The sequence below is a fragment of the Pseudonocardia benzenivorans CB1190 genome (genome assembly GCF_000196675.2).
GTDB classification, from domain to species: Bacteria; Actinomycetota; Actinomycetes; order Mycobacteriales; family Pseudonocardiaceae; genus Pseudonocardia; species Pseudonocardia benzenivorans.
The window spans coordinates 4,967,781-4,984,103 of sequence record NC_015312.1; the positions used below are offsets into that span (position 1 = coordinate 4,967,781).

Here is a 16,323-nt window from a genome sequence, read left to right on the forward strand (position 1 = left end):
TCTCCTCGGATCGGTGTCAGTACCGGGAGTCATTCTTGCATGCATTACGGGCAATCGACCGTAGACAACGGCCGCCAGAGGCCATACCTTGCACACAATCTTCAGACGAGAGGAGAGCCGGTGGGCCGCGCCGGGACGTCGACGTCGGCGGGGCGCGCCGCTGCGGCGGTGCGCGAGCTGATCCTGCGAGGCGAGTTCGCCCCCGGCGACCGCCTCGGCGAGGCGGAGCTCGCCGAGCGCCTCGGGATGAGCCGCACGCCGATCCGGGAGGCGCTGTCCCGGCTCGCCGCCGAGGGCCTCGTCGAGACGACGCCCAACCGCGGCTCACGGGTCACCAGCTGGACCGTCGAGGAGCTGGCCGACGTGTTCCACCTGCGCTCGACCATCGAACCGCGGCTCACCTCCCTCGCCGCCGCCGCGGCCACGACGGCCGAGATCGACGAGCTGGGCGCGATGGCCGAGCGGATGGTCGTCGTCGGCTCCCCCGGGCCCGACCAGGACCTCGACTCGCTCGTCCCGCTCAACCGCGACTTCCACGAGCGGCTGGTGACGATCGCCGCGGCACCCGCGCTGGCCGTCGCGCTGGCCGGTGCCGTGCGCGCGCCGATCGTGCTGCGCAACTTCCACACCTACGACGTCGCGTCCCTGCGCCGCAGTCTCGGGCACCACCTCGAGATCGTCGCCGCGATGCGCGCCGAGGACCCCGAGTGGGCCGGCGCGGTCATGGCCGCCCACATCCGCAACGCCCGGGCCGTCATGGTGCGCGCCGCCCGGGACGCCGCCGCACACGCCGCCCGACAACCACAGGAGGACACGCGATGACCTACCGACTCGGGGTCGACGTCGGGGGCACGTTCACCGACGTGCTGCTCGTCGACGAGCTCAGCGGCGCGACCTGGCGGGCCAAGACCGCCTCGACGCCGTCCGACCAGGCCGTGGGTGTGCTGAACGGGATCGGCAAGGTGTGTGCCGACGCCGGCATCGCGCTGGCCGACGTCGGCCAGGTGCTGCACGGGACGACCGTCGCGACGAACGCGATCCTGGAGGGCAAGGGCGCCACCGTCGGGCTCGTGACGACGCGCGGGTTCCGCCAGGTGCTGCAGATCGCCCGCTCGTACGTGCCCGGCGGCCTGGCCGGCTGGATCATCTGGCCCAAACCGGAACCGTTGGCCGCGCTGGAGAACACGGTCGAGGTCGACGAGCGCATCGCCAGCGACGGCTCGGTCGTCCGCCCCCTCGACGAGGACGACGTGCGCGCCCGGCTCGCCTCGCTGCGCGGCCACGGGATCGAGGCACTGGCCGTCTCGCTGATCAACTCCTTCGCCGACCCCGCGCACGAGCGCCGGATCGCCGAGATCGCGGCCGAGGTGCTGCCCGGGGTGCCGGTGTCGCTGTCCAGCGACGTGCTGCCGGAGCTGCGCGAGTACGAGCGCACCGTCACCACGGTCGCCAACGGCTACGTCCAGCCGCAGGTCAAGCGCTACGTCGAGACGCTGTCGGGCAAGCTGCGCGACGGCGGTGTGGCCGGCGAGCTGGCGATCCTGCGCAGCGACGGCGGGCTCTCCTCGGCCGAGGCGGCCCAGTCCTCACCGGTCACCATGCTGCTGTCCGGGCCGGCGGGCGGCGTCACGGGCGCGGTGTGGGTCGCCGAGCAGTGCGGCTACTCCGACCTCATCACCTTCGACATGGGCGGCACGTCCACCGACGTCGCGCTCGTCCAGGGCCTCGCGCCGCGGATCGGCCGCGAGACCAAGGTCGGCGACCTCACCGTCCGCGCGTCCAGCGTCGACGTGCGGACGGTCGGCGCGGGCGGCGGCTCCATCGCCCACGTCCCGCAGCTGACCAGGGCGCTGCGGGTGGGCCCGCAGTCCGCCGGCGCCGCGCCCGGCCCGGCCGCGTACGGCAAGGGCGGCACCGAGCCCACCGTCACCGACGCCAACGTCGTCCTCGGCTACCTGCCCGCCACGCTCGCCGGCGGCGAGATCACCCTCGACGTCGACGCCGCCCGCACCGCGGTGGGCACCGTCGCGGACGCGATGGGGCTGTCGGTGGAGGCCGCCGCCGCGGGCATCGTCGACATCGTCAACGAGAACATGCTCGGCGGTCTGCGTCTGGTCTCGGTTCAGCAGGGCTTCGATCCCCGCGACTTCGCGCTCGTCGCCTTCGGCGGCGCCGGTCCGTTGCACGCCAACGCGTTGGGCAAGCTCACCGGGGCGTGGCCGGTGATCGTGCCGCCGTCGCCGGGGGTGCTGTGCGCGCTCGGCGACGCCACGACGTCCGCGCGCAGCGAGTCGGCCCGCACCGTGCTGCGCCGGTTCGCCGACCTCACCGCGGCCGACCTCGCCGCGATCCTGCGCGAGCTGGGCGGCGAGGCCGGGAAGCGGCTCGCCGAGCAGGGCGTCCCCGACACCGACCAGACGGTCGCCTACCAGGTGGACGTGCGCTACCACGGCCAGGGATTCGAGATCCCGGTCGAGGTCACCGAGCTCGGCGACGCCGCGCTCGACACGCTGGCCGCGGCGTTCGACGCCGAGCACGAGCGGCTGTTCTCCTTCCTGCTCACCACCGACCACGAGCTGGTCAACGCGCGCGCAACGGTCACCGGTCCGCGACCGGGCGTCGCGGCGACCGAGCTGGCCGCGAGCGAGGGCCCGCCGACGCCGATCGACACCCACCCGATCCACATCTCCGGCGCGACCGTCGAGGCCCACGTCTACGACCGGGTCACGCTGCGTGCCGGCGACGTCGTCAGCGGGCCCGCGATCGTCACCGAGATGGACTCCACCACCCTCGTGCTGCCCGGCCACGCCGCCACCGTGCACCCCTCGGGCAGCCTCTTGATCAACCCCGTGCGAGAGGGCTGAGCACACATGGCACGCATCGTCGAGACCGCCACCGCGCCCGTCGAGAAGGTCCCCGTCGACGCCGTCGACCCGATCACCCTCGACCTGATCGAGAACGGCCTGCGCAACGCCCGCTACGAGATGGACGAGGTGCTGTTCCGCACCGCACTGTCCCCGGGCATCCGCGAGCAGCACGACGAGTTCCCGCTGATCGCCGACCCGAGCGGCAAGATGGTCGTCGGCCAGTTCGGGCTGTCCATCCCCGACTTCCTCGACGGGTTCGACGACACCGTCGAGGAGGGCGACGTGCTGCTCACCTCCGACCCGTACGCGTGCGGGGCGGCGATCAGCCACGCCAACGACTGGCTGGTGGTGACGCCGGTCTTCCACGAGGGGCGCGTCGTGGGCTGGGCCTCGATGTTCGGGCACATGTCCGACGTCGGCGGCAAGACACCGTGCTCGATGCCCACCGACGCCCGCACCATCTACGAGGAGGGCGTGGTCATCCCGCCCTTCAAGCTGTACTCGAAGGGCGTCCTCAACGAGGACGCGCTGCGGATCATCCTCAACCAGGTCCGCATGCCCGACTGGAACCGCGCCGACCTCAACGGCCTCGTCGCGGCCTGCCGCACCGCGAGCCGCCGCGTCGTCGAGATGTGCGAGCGGTTCGGGACCGCGGTCTACCTGTCGGCGCTCGACGCCCTGCTGCAGCGCAACTACGACGCGATGAAGGTGCTGCTGGCCACGGTGTTCGAGGAGGGCAGGACCCTCTCGTTCACCGACTACATCTGCGACGACGGCGTCGGCTACGGCCCCTACGAGCTCACGCTCTCGCTGACCCGCCGCGGGGACAAGGTGCACCTGGACTTCACCGGGTCCAGCCCCCAGGCCGCCGGCCCGGTGAACTACTACATCAACGAGAACCTCACCCGGATGTTCTTCGGCATCTACATGATCACGGTCGCCGACCCGCAGATCCTGTGGAACGACGGCTTCTACCCGCTCGTCGACGTCACCATCCCCGACGGCTCGTACTGGAAGCCCAAGCACCCGGCCTCGCTCAACGGCCGCAACCACGGCATCGGACGGGTGTTCGACCTGTTCGGCGGCCTGCTCGGACAGACCAACCCGGCCCTGCTCAACGCCGCGGGCTTCTCCTCGTCCCCGCACTTCATGTACTCGGGCCACTACTCGTCGGGCGAGCGGAAGGGCGAGTGGTTCCAGCTCTACTCGATCGGCTTCGGGGGCATCCCCGGCCGCCCGCTCGGGGACGGCCCCGACGGCCACTCCCTGTGGCCCAGCTTCGTCAACATCCCCTGCGAGTACCTGGAGTCCTACTACCCGCTGCGGATCGAGCGCTGGGAGACCGTCGCCGACACCGGTGGCGCCGGGCTGCACCGCGGCGGCAACGGCGTCGACGTCGCCTACGCGTTCGCCGAGCCCGGGACCATCGCGATCCACGACGACCGCTGGCTGACCTACCCGTGGGGGGTCAACGGCGGCACGCCGGGTGCCCGCGGCACGAAGTGGATCGACCGCGCGGACGGCACGCGCGAGGTGCTGCCCTCGAAGGTGCACGACGTCCCGGTGTTCCCCGGCGACGTGCTGCACTTCGTGACGTGGGGCGGCGGCGGGTGGGGCGACCCGCTGGAGCGCGACCCCGAGCTGGTGGCGCTGGAGGTGCGGCGCGGGCTGGTCACCGCCGACGGCGCCCGCCGCTACGGAGTGGTGCTCGCCGCGGACGGGACCGTCGACGCGGCCGCGACCGCCACCTTGCGCGACGAGCTGCGCGCGTCGCGGCCGGCGGAGCTGCCGGTCTTCGACATGGGCCCGCCGATCGAGGAACTGCTGGAGCGCTGCGAGGCCGAGACCGGGCTCCCGGCGCCGACGCGTCCGCGGTGGGCCGCGGCGGACGTGCGGGCGTGACCGGACCGCACGGCGCGGCGTTCTCCGGCCGGGTCGGCTGGGGCGCCTCGCCCGCGCTGGTCGTCGTCGACATGGTCCGCGCCTACACCGAGCCCGACGGCCCCTTCGCGCTGCCGGACCCGGGCCCGGCGCTGGCGGCGTGCGTGGAGCTGGTCGAGGCGGCGCGTGCCGGCGCCCGCCCGGTGCTGTGGACGCAGGTCCGCTACGCGGCCAACCTGTCCGACGGCGGCCTGTTCGTGCGCAAGGTGCCCGCGCTCGCCGCGTTCGCCGACGGCGCCGACGGCGACTGGGGCGCGATCGCCGCGCCGCTGGCGCCCGCGGCCGGCGACGTGGTCGTGACGAAGCAGTACGCCTCGGCGTTCGCCGGCACTTCGGCGGCGGCGACGCTGCACGCCCGCCGCGTCGACACCGTCGTGGTCTGCGGGGTGTCGACGTCGGGGTGCGTGCGGGCCACGGCCACCGACGCGCTCACCCACGGGTTCGCGCCGCAGGTCGTCGGGGCGGCCTGTGCCGACCGCACCCCCGCCCTGCACTCGGCGAACCTCGCCGACCTCGACGCCAAGTACGCCGACGTCGTCGAGGTCGCCGAGGCGGTCGAGCGGCTGCGGGGCCGCTGACCCCGCGGCCGGTCGCGGCGCCCGGGTGGTCGCGTGACCTCCGGGGCGCCACGACAGGACTCAGGCCGTCACGGCTCGGCGCGGAAGACCACGCAGGGCTCCTCGTAGCGGGCCGCCTCGACCGCCCAGAGTGCCTCGATCGCCTGTGCGCGGGCGGGGTACTCGGCGATCATCACCGCGACCTCCTCGGCGGAGGGCGCGAGGCCGGCGGCCGTGAGCAGCGCGGGGACGACGACCGTGGGATCGGCGCTCATCTGTTCTCTCCTGTCGACGATCGGGTCAGGCGGCGAGCAGGTCGCTGACCATGGCAGGGACGTGGGTGTGCCAGTCGGTGCGCAGCTGGTACGCGTGCCCGGCGGCGAGGACGGCGGCCTCGTCGAACGGGCGGCCGACGATCTGCAGACCCAGCGGCAGCCCGTCGCGGGTGTAGCCCATCGGGACCGACATCGCGGGGTTGCCCAGCGCGTTCCAGTACGGGGTGTGCAGGGCGCCGATGATCGCGTCGAACGTCAGCTTCTCGATCTCCGGCGCCCCGCACGCCGACGTGGGCGTGACGATCAGGTCGACGTCGGCGAACAGCTCGGCGACCATCTTCTGCCCGGCCCGGCGGACCCGCTGGGCCTGCACGTGGTCCCCACCCGACACCAGCGCGCCGATCGAGACGGCCATCCGGGTGCCGGAGCCGTAGTCGGCCCAGCGGCTCTGCAGGTCGCCGCGGTGGTAGGCGTAGGACTCCGCGGCCATCCCGACCATCGTCGCCGTCGTCAGCTCCTTGTAGAGCGGCAGCTCGACGGGCACGACGGTCGCGCCCGCGGCGGTCAGCTCGGCGGTGGCCGCCGCGAGAACCTCCTCCAGCTCGGGCACGGTCAGCTCCGAGGCGGCCAGCAGCGGGTCGACGCCGATGCGCATCCCCTCCAGCGAGCCGGTGAGGCCGGACACGTAGTCGTCGACGGGCCGGTCGACCGAGCAGGCGTCGCGTGCGTCGTGGCCAGCGATCACGGCGAGCATCGCGGCGCAGTCGGCCGCGGTGCGCGCCATCGGGCCGATGTGGTCGTAGCTGTAGCCCAGCGGGACGCAGCCGAACTTCGGCACCCGCCCGAAGGTCTGCTTGAGGCCGGTGATGCCGCAGCTGGTGGCGGGATAGCGGATGCTGCCGCCGGTGTCGGTGCCCAGCCCGCCGAGGAACATCCCCGCGGCGACACCGTTGCCGGTGCCCGAGCTGGAGCCGCCCGGGTAGTGGTCGGTGTTCCAGGGGTTGCGCGGCACCGGGAACGGCTTCTCGACGTCGGGGATGCCGATGGCGTACTCCATCGTCGTCAGCTTCCCGGTGATCACCGCCCCCGCGGCCCGCAGCCGGGCGACGACCGGCGCGTCGCCCATCGTGCCCCACTCACGGTCGAGGACGAGGCTCTGCGCGGTCGTCTCGCCCTCGTCGGTGGCGATGATGTCCTTGATGCCCAACGGGATCCCGTGCAGCGGGCCCTTGTCCACGCCCGCCGCCAGCTCCTCGTCGGCCTTCGCCGCGGCGGCCAGGGCCGTCTCGTCGAACCGGCGGAGGTAGACGCCGAGCGCCTCGTCGTGGGCGTCGGCGACGGCGTAGCCGGCCTCGGTCAGCGCGACCGAGGTCGTCTCGCCGGACCGCAGCGCGGCGGCGGCGTCGGTGATCGACAGGTACATGGGTCCCCTCCTGGTCATCGGGCGAGCACCGGCGGCCGGCGCATGTGGTGGTCGGTGGCGGCCTGGTAGGCGGCGCCCAGCGCGAACAGCGACGCCTCGTCGCGCGGCCTGCCGACGAGCTGCAGGCTCACCGGCATGCCCTCCACCAGGCCGGAGGGCAGCACCATGGCGGGGCTGCCGGTGAGGTTGAACGGGACGGAGGTGCGGCACGCGGCCTCGAGCCACGGCACCTCGTGGTCGCCGAGGTCGGACACCATCTGCGGGGCGATCAGCGGCGGCAGCGACGTCATCGCCGGGGTGACGAGCGCGTCGCAGCCGGCCATCGCGTCCGCGAGCTCGCGCTGGAACCTCGGCCGCAGGCGCAGCGCACGCAAGTAGTCGGCGGCGCTGACGAACGGGGCGGCGCCGAGCAGGGATGCGCCCATCTCGTCGCGGTCCTCGATGCGGTCCGCGTGCGCCTCGTGCAGCGAGAGCATCTCCGCGTAGATGATCCACCAGCTCGCGACGGCGGCGAGGTCGAACGTCGGGAGCTCGACGTCGACGATCTCGACGCCGGTCGCGGCGAGCTCGGCGAGTGCGGCCTCGTGGGCGGCGGCGACGGCGGGGTGCATGCCGCCCTCGAGGAACCCGCGGGGCCGGGCGACGCGCATCCCGGTCACGTCGCGGCCGAGCGCGGCGGTGAACGGCTCCGCCTCGAGCGGCAGCGTCGTCGGGTCGCGCGGGTCGGGGCCGGCGATGACGTCGAGCATCAGCGCGCAGTCGGCGACGCTGCGCGCCATCGGCCCGGCGTGGTCCATCGTCCAGGACAGGCCCATGACGCCGTGGCGCGGGACGCGGCCGTGGGTGGCCTTGATCCCGGTGAGCCCGCAGAACGCGGCCGGGATCCGGATGGAGCCGCCGGTGTCGGTCCCGATCGCGAGCGGCACCTGACCGAGCGCGAGCGCCGCGCCCGACCCCGACGACGAACCGCCCGTCGTGCGCTGCGGGTCCCACGGGTTGCGCGTCGGCCCGAAGGTGCGGTTGACCGCGCCGCCGCAGGCGAACTCGAACGTCGAGAGCTTGGCCAGCAGCACACCGCCCGCGTCGGCCAGCCGCGCGGCGAGCGCCGCGTCCTCGGTCGGCACGAAGTCCGAGAACAGCGACGAGCCGCCCGTCGTGGTGATCCCGGCGGTCGCGACGATGTCCTTGAGCCCGTACGGCACGCCCTCCAGCGGCCGCGCGGTCCCGGCGGCCCAGCGGGCGTCGGACTCGGCGGCGGCGGCGCGCGCCCGGTCGGCGAGCAGCAGCAGCACCGCGTTGTGGACCTCGTCGGTGGCCGCGACGCGGGCGAGGCAGGCCTCGACGGCCTGGCTGGGTGTCGCCGTGCCGGCGGCGAACGCGGCGAGCAGCTCCGTCGCGGTCAGGTCGGCGAGATCGGTGGTGGCCGGCGCCGGCAGCGTCCCGGTCACGACCGGCCGCCGTTCGCGATCCACGCCGTGGCCGTCGCCGGCTCGGTGACCGGTTCGGTGTAGGGCAGTGGGAGCGCCCGCAGCCGCTGCAGGTCCGGGTGGTAGGCGGTGTGGGTCGCGTGGGCCTGCGCGAGCCGGTCCGGCACGAGGGTGATGTCCTGGGCGGCCGCGATCACGGCGAACCCGTCGATGTCGGGCAGGGGCATGCGATCCTCCGGTGACGGTGTGTCGGGCGGGACGGTTCCGGTCGGTGCGGTGGCGGACGGGGACTGGACCGGCCGGCGGGTCTCGCCGACCGGGAGCAGCAGGACGAGGGCGAGTGCGAGGAGCCCGGCGGTGCCCCACAGGGCACCGTGCAGGCCGCCGACGGCGATGCCGATGCCCGCGAGCAGGCCGCCGGCGAGCATGCCGACGTCGCTCGCGATCCGGTACGCGGCGAGCCCCGCCTCCGGGTCGGGCGCGAGATCGACGGTCATCGCCGCGGGGATCACCCACGTCGCGCCGACGGTCACGCCCGCCGCGAGCGCGCCCAGGGTGAACCCGGTGGGCCCGGCGACGAGGGTCAGCGCGACCGTCGCGAGCACCCCCCAGCCCAGCGCGAGGGCGAGCGGCGCGAACCGGCCGCGGCGATCGGTGAACCGGGCACCGAAGTGCATGACGGCGACGTCGGTGAGCGCGAGCGCGAACAGGGCCACGCCGAGCGGCACCCACGCCATCCCGAGCTGCTCGCCGAGCAGCGGGATGATCGTCATCGCCAGCCCGGAGCGCAGCGCCTGGCCGGTCCCGGAGAGCACGAGCGCCGACCACGCCCTCGCCCCGCGGACCCCCAGCCCGCGGGGCAGGCCCAGCCGCGGGCGCGACGCCGACCGCAGCCGCGGCGCGAACGCCCAGGCCGCGGCGGCGCCGAGCAGGTTGACCGCGGCGCACACCCCGAACAGCAGGCGCAGGCCGTCGACGCCCGGCCGCAGCGCCACGACGAGCCCGCCCCCCAGCGGGCCCGTCGCGATCCCCGCGAACCAGGCGGCGTTGAACGAGCCGATGGCACCGCCGCGCTCGTGCGCGCGGGCCAGCCGGACCGCGGCCTGCACACCGCCGCCCATGAACAGGGCGCCGCCGAAGCCCTGCAGCACCCGCGCGAGCCCGACGACGACCCAGTCGGTCGTCGCCGCCGAGAGCAGCGAGCCGATCCCGAACACCAGCATCGACACGGCGAGCGCGATCCGTGAGTCGAGCCGCGGCACGAACCGCGTCCCGAACGCGTCGACGAGCAGCAGCGACAGTCCCATCGACGCGACGACGTAGGCCGCCCACTCCGGCCGCGCGCCCAGCCCGACGACCAGCAGCGCCGTGAACGGCGCGGTGAGCCCGAAGCCGACCCCGGCGACGGCGACGAGCCCGTGGAAGGAGCGCCGCCCACCCCCCGCCCCGGGAGCCGGGGTCGCCGGTCCCGGGACGAGGGTCGACAGGCGCACCGCAGGACCTGTCATGCCTGGGCGACCGCCGCCGGGGCGCCGGTTCCGGGCATCACGCCGACGGCCGCCTCGACGACGGCGCCGGCACGGAACGTGCGTGCGTCCTCCCAGTGCGGCGCGACGATCTGGATCGACGTCGGCATCCCCGTCGCCGGGTCGACCCCGCTGGGCACGGCCAGCGACGGATGTCCCGAGAGGTTGGTGACGCACGTGTTGGCGACCATCGTCGTCCCGCGGGCGAGCAGCTCCGGGTCCTCGGCCGGCCGGTCGAGCAGCACCGGCGCGACCTGCGGCGTCGTCGGTGTGACGAGCAGGTCGCAGGACTGCAGGGCGACGTCGATCTCCGCCGTCAGCGCCCGGCGCAGGTTGGCGGCCTTGGCGAAGTACGTCGAGAAGTAGGTGTCGTGCAGGTAGCGGCCCGCCAGCAGCCACACCTTGAAGAACGGCGGGAACGCGTCCGCCTCGAGCCTGCGCACCATCGCGAACGCGTGCGTCCGCTCGACGTCGACCTCGCCCAGGTGGGAGTAGCCGGCCCCGTCGGACTGCACGCCCATCCAGCCGAGGTGGACGAGCAGGGCCGTCGCGATCGCCCAGCCGTCGGACCACAGCGGGACCGACACGGGCACGACGGTCGCCCCCGCGGCCTCCAGCGCGGCGCAGGAGTCGCGGAACCCGGCCAGCACTCCGGGCTCGCAGAGGTCCTCGCCGCAGCCCTGCGCGACGACGCCGATCGTCATCCCCGCGACGCCGTCGCCGAGCACCGCGGCGGCGGTCGTCGGCGCGGGACGGCCGCGGACCCATTGCGGGTCGCGGTCGGAGTGCCCGCTCATCACGTCGAGCATCCGGGCGGTCAGCCCGACCGTGGAGGCGATCGGACACACCGAGTCGATGGTGTGGTCCATGTAGGTCAGGCCGTGCGAGGGCACCAGGCCCTGCGTGCCCTTGATCGAGACGACCCCGTTGAACGACGCGGGAATCCGCGCCGAGCCGCCCTCGTCGACACCGATCGCGAGGTCCACCGCACCCGACCGCACGGCCGACCCGGACCCGCCCGACGACCCGCCGGCCGACCGCGACGGGTCGACGGCGTTGCGCGCCGGCCCGAGCCAGCTCGACTCGCCGGTGCCCGACGTCGAGAAGTCGTCGAGGTTGGTCTTGCCCGTGATGCTCGCGCCCGCGTCGAGCAGCCGCGACACGACGACCGCGTCGGTCGTCGGGGTGTAGCTCAGGGTGCGGGACGCGTTGCTGATCGGGATCCCCGCGACGGCCAGGTTGTCCTTCACCCCGACGGTCAGGCCCGCCAGCGGACCCCCGGCCGCACCGGTGACCCGGCACCGCCGGACGAAGGCGTGGAACGGGTCGTCGTCGTGGCTGGGCGGTGCACCCGGGTCGCGGTCGGTGTGGACCAGCGGCGGCATCGGTGCGTGCAGCTCGTCGAGCCGGTCCATCCCGGCGAGGATCCCGTCGAGGACGTCGGCGTACTGCTCGGCCTCCCGCGGGGTGAGGTGCATGAACTCGGCGGCACCGAGCTCGGCGACCTGCTCGGGTGTGGGGCGGCGGACGAAGCCGCGGATCCTGTTGCGCGGCATGGCCATGAGGAACCTCCAGCGTCGGAGTGCGGTGCAGTGCAGTTCAATGCGGTGGAGTGCGGAACGGGCCCGTGAGTGGCGATGGTCGCCATGGCGACCATCGCCACTCACGACGGCGGCCGGGATCAGCCCGAGTCGCCGATCGAGATCGTCGTGAGGTCGGCGAACCAGGACTGCGGCTGCACGAAGCCCTTGACGTTCGCCGACAGGACGCGCGGGTTCTTGTCGTTCACCACGACCAGCCACGGCGAGTCCTGTCCGAGGATCTGCGCGACCTGCGCGTAGACGTCGGACCGCTGCTTGTCGTCGAGGATCGTGCGCGCCTTGGCGAGCAGCGCGTCGACCTGCGGGTTGGAGTACTTGCCGGCGTTGGAGGTCGACTGCGAGCCGAACCAGCTCGTCCAGAACCCCTCCTGCTGGTAGCTCAGGGAGATGTTCATGGCGTTGGCGTCGTCGGGGATGTTGCCGGCGAAGAAGTCGTTGAGCATCGCCGCCCACTCGATCGGCTTGAGCTCGACCTTGACCCCGACCGCGGCCAGGTCGGCCTGCAGCGCGGTGTTCATCGGGGTCGGCACCATGTTCCCGGAGCCGCTGGTCGGGTAGGACAGCGTCATCGTGAAGCCATTCGGGTAGCCGGCCTCGGCGAGCAGCTGCTTGGCCTTCGCCGGGTCGTAGCCGTAGACCTCGCTCTCCGGCCGGAACGACGCGTCGGCCTTCGGGGTGAAGCCCAGCGCGGGTTCCGCGGTGCCCTTGAGGATGTTGTCCACCAGCGACTGCCGGTTGATCGCCCAGTTCAGCGCCTCGCGGACCTTCTGGTTGTCGAACGGCGCCTTGCGCATGTTGTAGACCCAGGGCCAGATGTGGTTGTAGGAGTTCGTGAGCACCTGGAAGCCCTGGTTCTGCAGGCTCGGGACGTCGTCCGGCGGCGGGACCTCGATCCAGTTGACCTCACCGGAGCGCAATGCGGCGACGCGGGCCGTCGGGTCCGGGATCGGCCTGAGGATGACCTTGTCGAGCTTGGGCGCGCCGTTCCAGTAGCTCGCGTTCTTCGTCATGACGAGGCGCTGGCCGCGCTCGAGCGACTCGAACTTGAACGGCCCGGTGCCGACCGGCTTCTCCGCGAAGCCCTGGTTGCCCTCGGCCTTGATCGCGGTCGGGCTGCCGAAGTAGACCGTCGCGAGGTCGACCGGCAGGTAGGACCAGGGGCCGTTGGTGTCGATCGTGATGGTCATGTCGTCGACCTTGGAGAAGCTCTTGATCCCCGCGATCGAGAGCCCGCCCTGCGCGTTGAGCTCCTGGTAGAAGTTCGGGCTGCTCTTGTCGGCGTAGCGCTCGAGGTTGAAGATCGCGGCGTCGGCGTTCCACGGGGTGCCGTCGTGGAAGGTCACCCCGGGCCGGAGCTTGAACGTCCAGCTCGTCAGGTCGGCGTTGGGCTGCCACGACTCCGCGAGGTCGGGCTCGATCTTCGGGATCTGGTCGCCCTTGGTGAGGTCGAACTTCGTCAGGCCGTCGTAGAGCTGGTTGGCGACGAACCGCAGCCCCTCGTAGCCCTGCCCCTGCGCGAGGCCGGTGTCGAGGATGGGGATGTCGCTGGCCGTCATGCCGATGATCAGCGTGTTGCCCCCGGCGCCGCCCCCGGACGTGGCGCTGCCGCCGCATGCGGACAGCACCAGGAGCAGCGCCGACAGGAGCGCGGTGACCGCGGTGGACAGCAGCCGCCGTCTGCGGCGGCGTGGATCGGGACTCGACACGGGCGTTCCTCTCGGGGCAGGGACAGCGGGCGGACGCGGTGCAGGGGTGGTCGGCCGGCGGCGCCGCTGCCGTCGGAGGGGGGTCGGGCGGACTCAGCCGGCGGTGGCCGGGACGGCCTGGGGCGTGACGTGGACGCAGGCGGCGGCGTGCGTCGGGGTCACCGGGACGAGCGCGGGCCAGTCGTCGGCGCAGACGTCCTCGGCGACCGGGCAGCGGGTGCGGAACCCGCAGCCCGACGGCGGGTTCGCCGGGCTGGGCAGCTCGCCGTGCAGCACGATGCGCTCGCGGCCCTGGCCGGGGGTCGCCGACAGCAGTGCCGTCGTGTACGGGTGCTGCGGGGCCTCCCACAACCGCTCCGCCGACGCGACCTCCACGACCCGGCCCAGGTACATCACCGCGACGCGGTCGGAGATGTGCTCGACGACGGCGAGGTCGTGGGAGATGAACAGGAACGCGACGCCGGTCTCGCGCTGCAGGTCGGCCAGCAGGTTGAGCACCTGCGCCTGCACGCTCTTGTCCAGCGCGGACACGGCCTCGTCGCACACCACGAGGTCCGGCGACGTCGACAGCGCCCTGGCGATCGCGACCCGCTGCAGCTGCCCGCCGGAGAGCTCGTGGGGGAAGCGCTCGCTCTGTGCCGCCGTCAGGCCGACCCGGTCGAGCAGCGCGAGGACCCGAGGCCCGCGCTCGGCCCGGGCGACGCCGTGCGCGCGCAGGTTGAACTCGATCGACGAGCGCACCGTCAGCCGCGGGTTGAGCGACGTCTGCGGGTTCTGCGGCACCACCTGCAGCCGCGCCCGCAGCGCGCGCAGCCGGGCGCGGTTCATCGCCGGGATCGACTCGCCGTCGAAGGTGACGTCGCCGGAGTCCGGCGCGAGCAGCCCGAGCAGGATCTTCCCCGTCGTCGACTTGCCACAGCCCGACTCGCCGACGACGCCGAGCGTCTCGCCGCGGTGCACGGTCAGCGAGACGTCGGCGACGGCGCGCACCCCGTTGCCGAAGGTCTTGTTCAGCCCGGTCGCCTCCAGCAGCACGTCGCTCACGCCGCACGCTCCTGGGCCGGGCCGGGGTTGGCGACCGGGCAGGCGGCCGCCCGGTCGGGGGCGACCGTCACCAGCGGCGGGTCCTGCTCGTGGCACGACGGGCGGGCCTGCGGGCAGCGCGGGGCGAACGCGCAGCCCGCCGGGAAGGCGCCGACGGGCGGTGGCGACCCGACGATCGAGCGCAGCGCTCCCCTGGCGACGCCCGGTGTCGGCAGGGCGGCCAGCAGACCCGACGTGTACGGGTGCCGCGGCTCGCCGAGCACCTGCGCGGCCGGACCCTCCTCGACGAGCCTGCCCGCGTACATGACCCCGATGCGGCCACCGAAGTCGCGGGCGACGCCGACGTCGTGCGTGACCATCAGGACGGCCGTGCCCGACCGCTGCTGCAGCTCGACGATCAGCTCCAGGATCTGGGCCTGCACCGTGACGTCCAGCGCGGTCGTCGGCTCGTCGGCGATGAGCACCTGCGGGTCGCAGCTGACGGCGATCGCGATGACCGCCCGCTGCCGCATGCCGCCCGAGAGCTGGTGCGGGTAGCTGTCGGCGACGCGCTTCGGGTCGGGGATGCCGACCATCGCCAGCAGCTCCTCCGCCCGCCTGCGCGCGGCCTGCTTCGTCGTGGCGACGCCGTGCACACCCAGGACCTCGACGAGCTGCGACCCGATGCGCCGCAACGGGTCCAGCGCACCCGTCGGGTCCTGCGGGATGAGCGCGACCTGACCGCCGCGCAAGCTGCGCAGCTCCGGCGCGGGCAGGCCCAGCAGCTCGCGGCCGTTCATCGTCACGCTGCCGCCGATCTTCGCCGCCGACCCGTAGAGCTGCATGATCGACCGGGCGGTGACCGACTTGCCGCTGCCGCTCTCGCCCAGCAGCATCATCGTCTCGCCGCGGCGCAGGGTGAACGAGACGCCGCGCACGACGTCGACGCTGCGGTGCCGGGACACGAACGTCGTCGTGAGGTCGGTGACCTGCAGCGGGGCGACGGTGGTGTCGGTCGCCGCCGGGTCCTTCTCCAGCGAGGTGGTCACGCGCGGGCCTCCGATCGGACGTCGAGCAGGTCGCGCAGCCCGTCGCCGAGGACGTTGAACGCCACCGACGCGACGAGGATCGCGAGCGCGGGGATCGCCGCGAGGAACGGCGCCGTGTAGATGTACTGCGTGTGGTCGCTGACCATGAGCCCCCACTCGGCCGTGGGCGGTGACACCCCGAGTCCCAGGAAGCTCAGACCCGCGGCGTAGACGATCGAGAGCCCGATCAGTGCCGTGCAGTAGACGACGACGGGCGGGGCCACGTTGGGCAGTACCTGCCGCGTCGCGATGGCGAGCCGCGACGCCCCGCTCGCCCGGGCGGCGTCCATGTAGTCGAGGTCGGCCAGCCGGCGCGTCTCCGTCTCCGCGACCCGGGCGACGGGCGGCACCAGGATCACGGCGAGCGCGATGATCGAGTTGGAGATGCCCGAGCCGAGCGCGGCCGCGATGGCGATGGCCAGCAGCACCGCGGGGAAGGCGTAGAAGACGTCGAGGGTGCGCATGATCGCCCGGTGCCCCCACTTGCCCGAGAGCCCGGCCGTCACCCCCAACGTGGTGCCGACGACGGCGGCGAACAGCACCGGGACCAGTCCCGCGAGCAGCGAGAGCCGGGTACCGTCGATCAGCCGGGCGAAGACGTCGCGGCCCTGGCCGTCGGTGCCGAGGATGTGCCCGGCGCTGCCGGCGGGCAGCAGCCGGCGCGCCGCGTCGCCCGCGTTCGGGTCGCCGACGAGCAGCGGCCCGACGATCGCGACGAGCACGATCAGCGCGACGACGCCCGCCGCGATCCGGGCGGACACGGTCATCCGGCGCCTGCGGCGCGGGGCGGTGGTGGGGGCGGCGCCGCTGCCGGGAACGGCGTTCGGCGACGCTTCGATGGTGGCGGTCACGAGGCTCCTCGAACGGGATTCGGCGGGTCGGGCGCGAA

13 protein-coding genes are annotated in these 16,323 nt (G+C 73.6%); 4 read left to right on the plus strand and 9 right to left on the minus strand.

Features of this window, described 5'->3' with window-relative positions; genetic code table 11:
• The first annotated feature begins 120 nt into the window (after window positions 1-120).
• From PSED_RS23305 to PSED_RS23320, 4 genes are read left to right on the plus strand one after another with little or no spacing between them, the layout of a single operon-like run.
• Window positions 121-822, plus strand: a complete 702-nt coding sequence (locus tag PSED_RS23305) for a GntR family transcriptional regulator (protein WP_013676697.1) — start codon at window positions 121-123, stop codon at window positions 820-822.
• Window positions 819-2,864, plus strand: a complete 2,046-nt coding sequence (locus PSED_RS23310) for a hydantoinase/oxoprolinase family protein (protein ID WP_013676698.1) — start codon at window positions 819-821, stop codon at window positions 2,862-2,864. The genes PSED_RS23305 and PSED_RS23310 overlap by 4 nt, the downstream gene beginning before the upstream one ends.
• A gap of 6 nt (window positions 2,865-2,870) precedes the next feature.
• Window positions 2,871-4,769, plus strand: coding sequence for a hydantoinase B/oxoprolinase family protein (locus tag PSED_RS23315; protein ID WP_013676699.1), 1,899 nt, complete (start codon window positions 2,871-2,873; stop codon window positions 4,767-4,769).
• Window positions 4,766-5,386, plus strand: coding sequence for an isochorismatase family protein (locus PSED_RS23320; protein ID WP_013676700.1), 621 nt, complete (start codon window positions 4,766-4,768; stop codon window positions 5,384-5,386). Before PSED_RS23315 ends, PSED_RS23320 begins: the two co-directional genes overlap by 4 nt.
• A 68-nt stretch (window positions 5,387-5,454) precedes the next feature.
• On the opposite strand, the gene PSED_RS23325 is transcribed toward PSED_RS23320, so the two are convergent.
• The 9 genes from PSED_RS23325 to PSED_RS23365 all read right to left on the minus strand — a co-directional run bounded on the left by PSED_RS23325 (window position 5,455) and on the right by PSED_RS23365 (window position 16,285).
• Window positions 5,455-5,640: a hypothetical protein gene (locus tag PSED_RS23325; protein ID WP_013676701.1), complete on the minus strand. Its 186-nt coding sequence runs from the start codon at window positions 5,638-5,640 to the stop codon at window positions 5,455-5,457.
• 25 nt (window positions 5,641-5,665) lie between these two features.
• Window positions 5,666-7,063, minus strand: a complete 1,398-nt coding sequence (locus tag PSED_RS23330) for an amidase (protein ID WP_013676702.1) — start codon at window positions 7,061-7,063, stop codon at window positions 5,666-5,668.
• A gap of 14 nt (window positions 7,064-7,077) precedes the next feature.
• On the minus strand, window positions 7,078-8,511 hold the full coding sequence (locus tag PSED_RS23335; RefSeq protein WP_013676703.1) for an amidase: 1,434 nt from the start codon (window positions 8,509-8,511) through the stop codon (window positions 7,078-7,080).
• On the minus strand, window positions 8,508-9,983 hold the full coding sequence (locus PSED_RS23340; RefSeq protein WP_041759975.1) for an MFS transporter: 1,476 nt from the start codon (window positions 9,981-9,983) through the stop codon (window positions 8,508-8,510). Before PSED_RS23340 ends, PSED_RS23335 begins: the two co-directional genes overlap by 4 nt.
• A gap of 11 nt (window positions 9,984-9,994) precedes the next feature.
• Window positions 9,995-11,572 carry an amidase family protein gene (locus PSED_RS23345; RefSeq protein WP_202946308.1) on the minus strand — a complete coding sequence of 526 codons (1,578 nt, stop codon included), beginning with the start codon at window positions 11,570-11,572 and terminating at the stop codon, window positions 9,995-9,997.
• Between the two features lie 125 nt (window positions 11,573-11,697).
• Window positions 11,698-13,323, minus strand: a complete 1,626-nt coding sequence (locus PSED_RS23350) for an ABC transporter substrate-binding protein (RefSeq protein ID WP_013676705.1) — start codon at window positions 13,321-13,323, stop codon at window positions 11,698-11,700.
• A 93-nt stretch (window positions 13,324-13,416) separates the two neighbouring features.
• Window positions 13,417-14,367 carry an ABC transporter ATP-binding protein gene (locus PSED_RS23355; RefSeq protein ID WP_013676706.1) on the minus strand — a complete coding sequence of 317 codons (951 nt, stop codon included), beginning with the start codon at window positions 14,365-14,367 and terminating at the stop codon, window positions 13,417-13,419.
• Window positions 14,364-15,395 carry an ABC transporter ATP-binding protein gene (locus PSED_RS23360; RefSeq protein WP_013676707.1) on the minus strand — a complete coding sequence of 344 codons (1,032 nt, stop codon included), beginning with the start codon at window positions 15,393-15,395 and terminating at the stop codon, window positions 14,364-14,366. Before PSED_RS23360 ends, PSED_RS23355 begins: the two co-directional genes overlap by 4 nt.
• Window positions 15,392-16,285 (minus strand): ABC transporter permease, encoded by an 894-nt coding sequence (locus PSED_RS23365; protein ID WP_013676708.1) that lies wholly within the window; start codon window positions 16,283-16,285, stop codon window positions 15,392-15,394. Before PSED_RS23365 ends, PSED_RS23360 begins: the two co-directional genes overlap by 4 nt.
• Window positions 16,286-16,323: the final 38 nt, after the last annotated feature.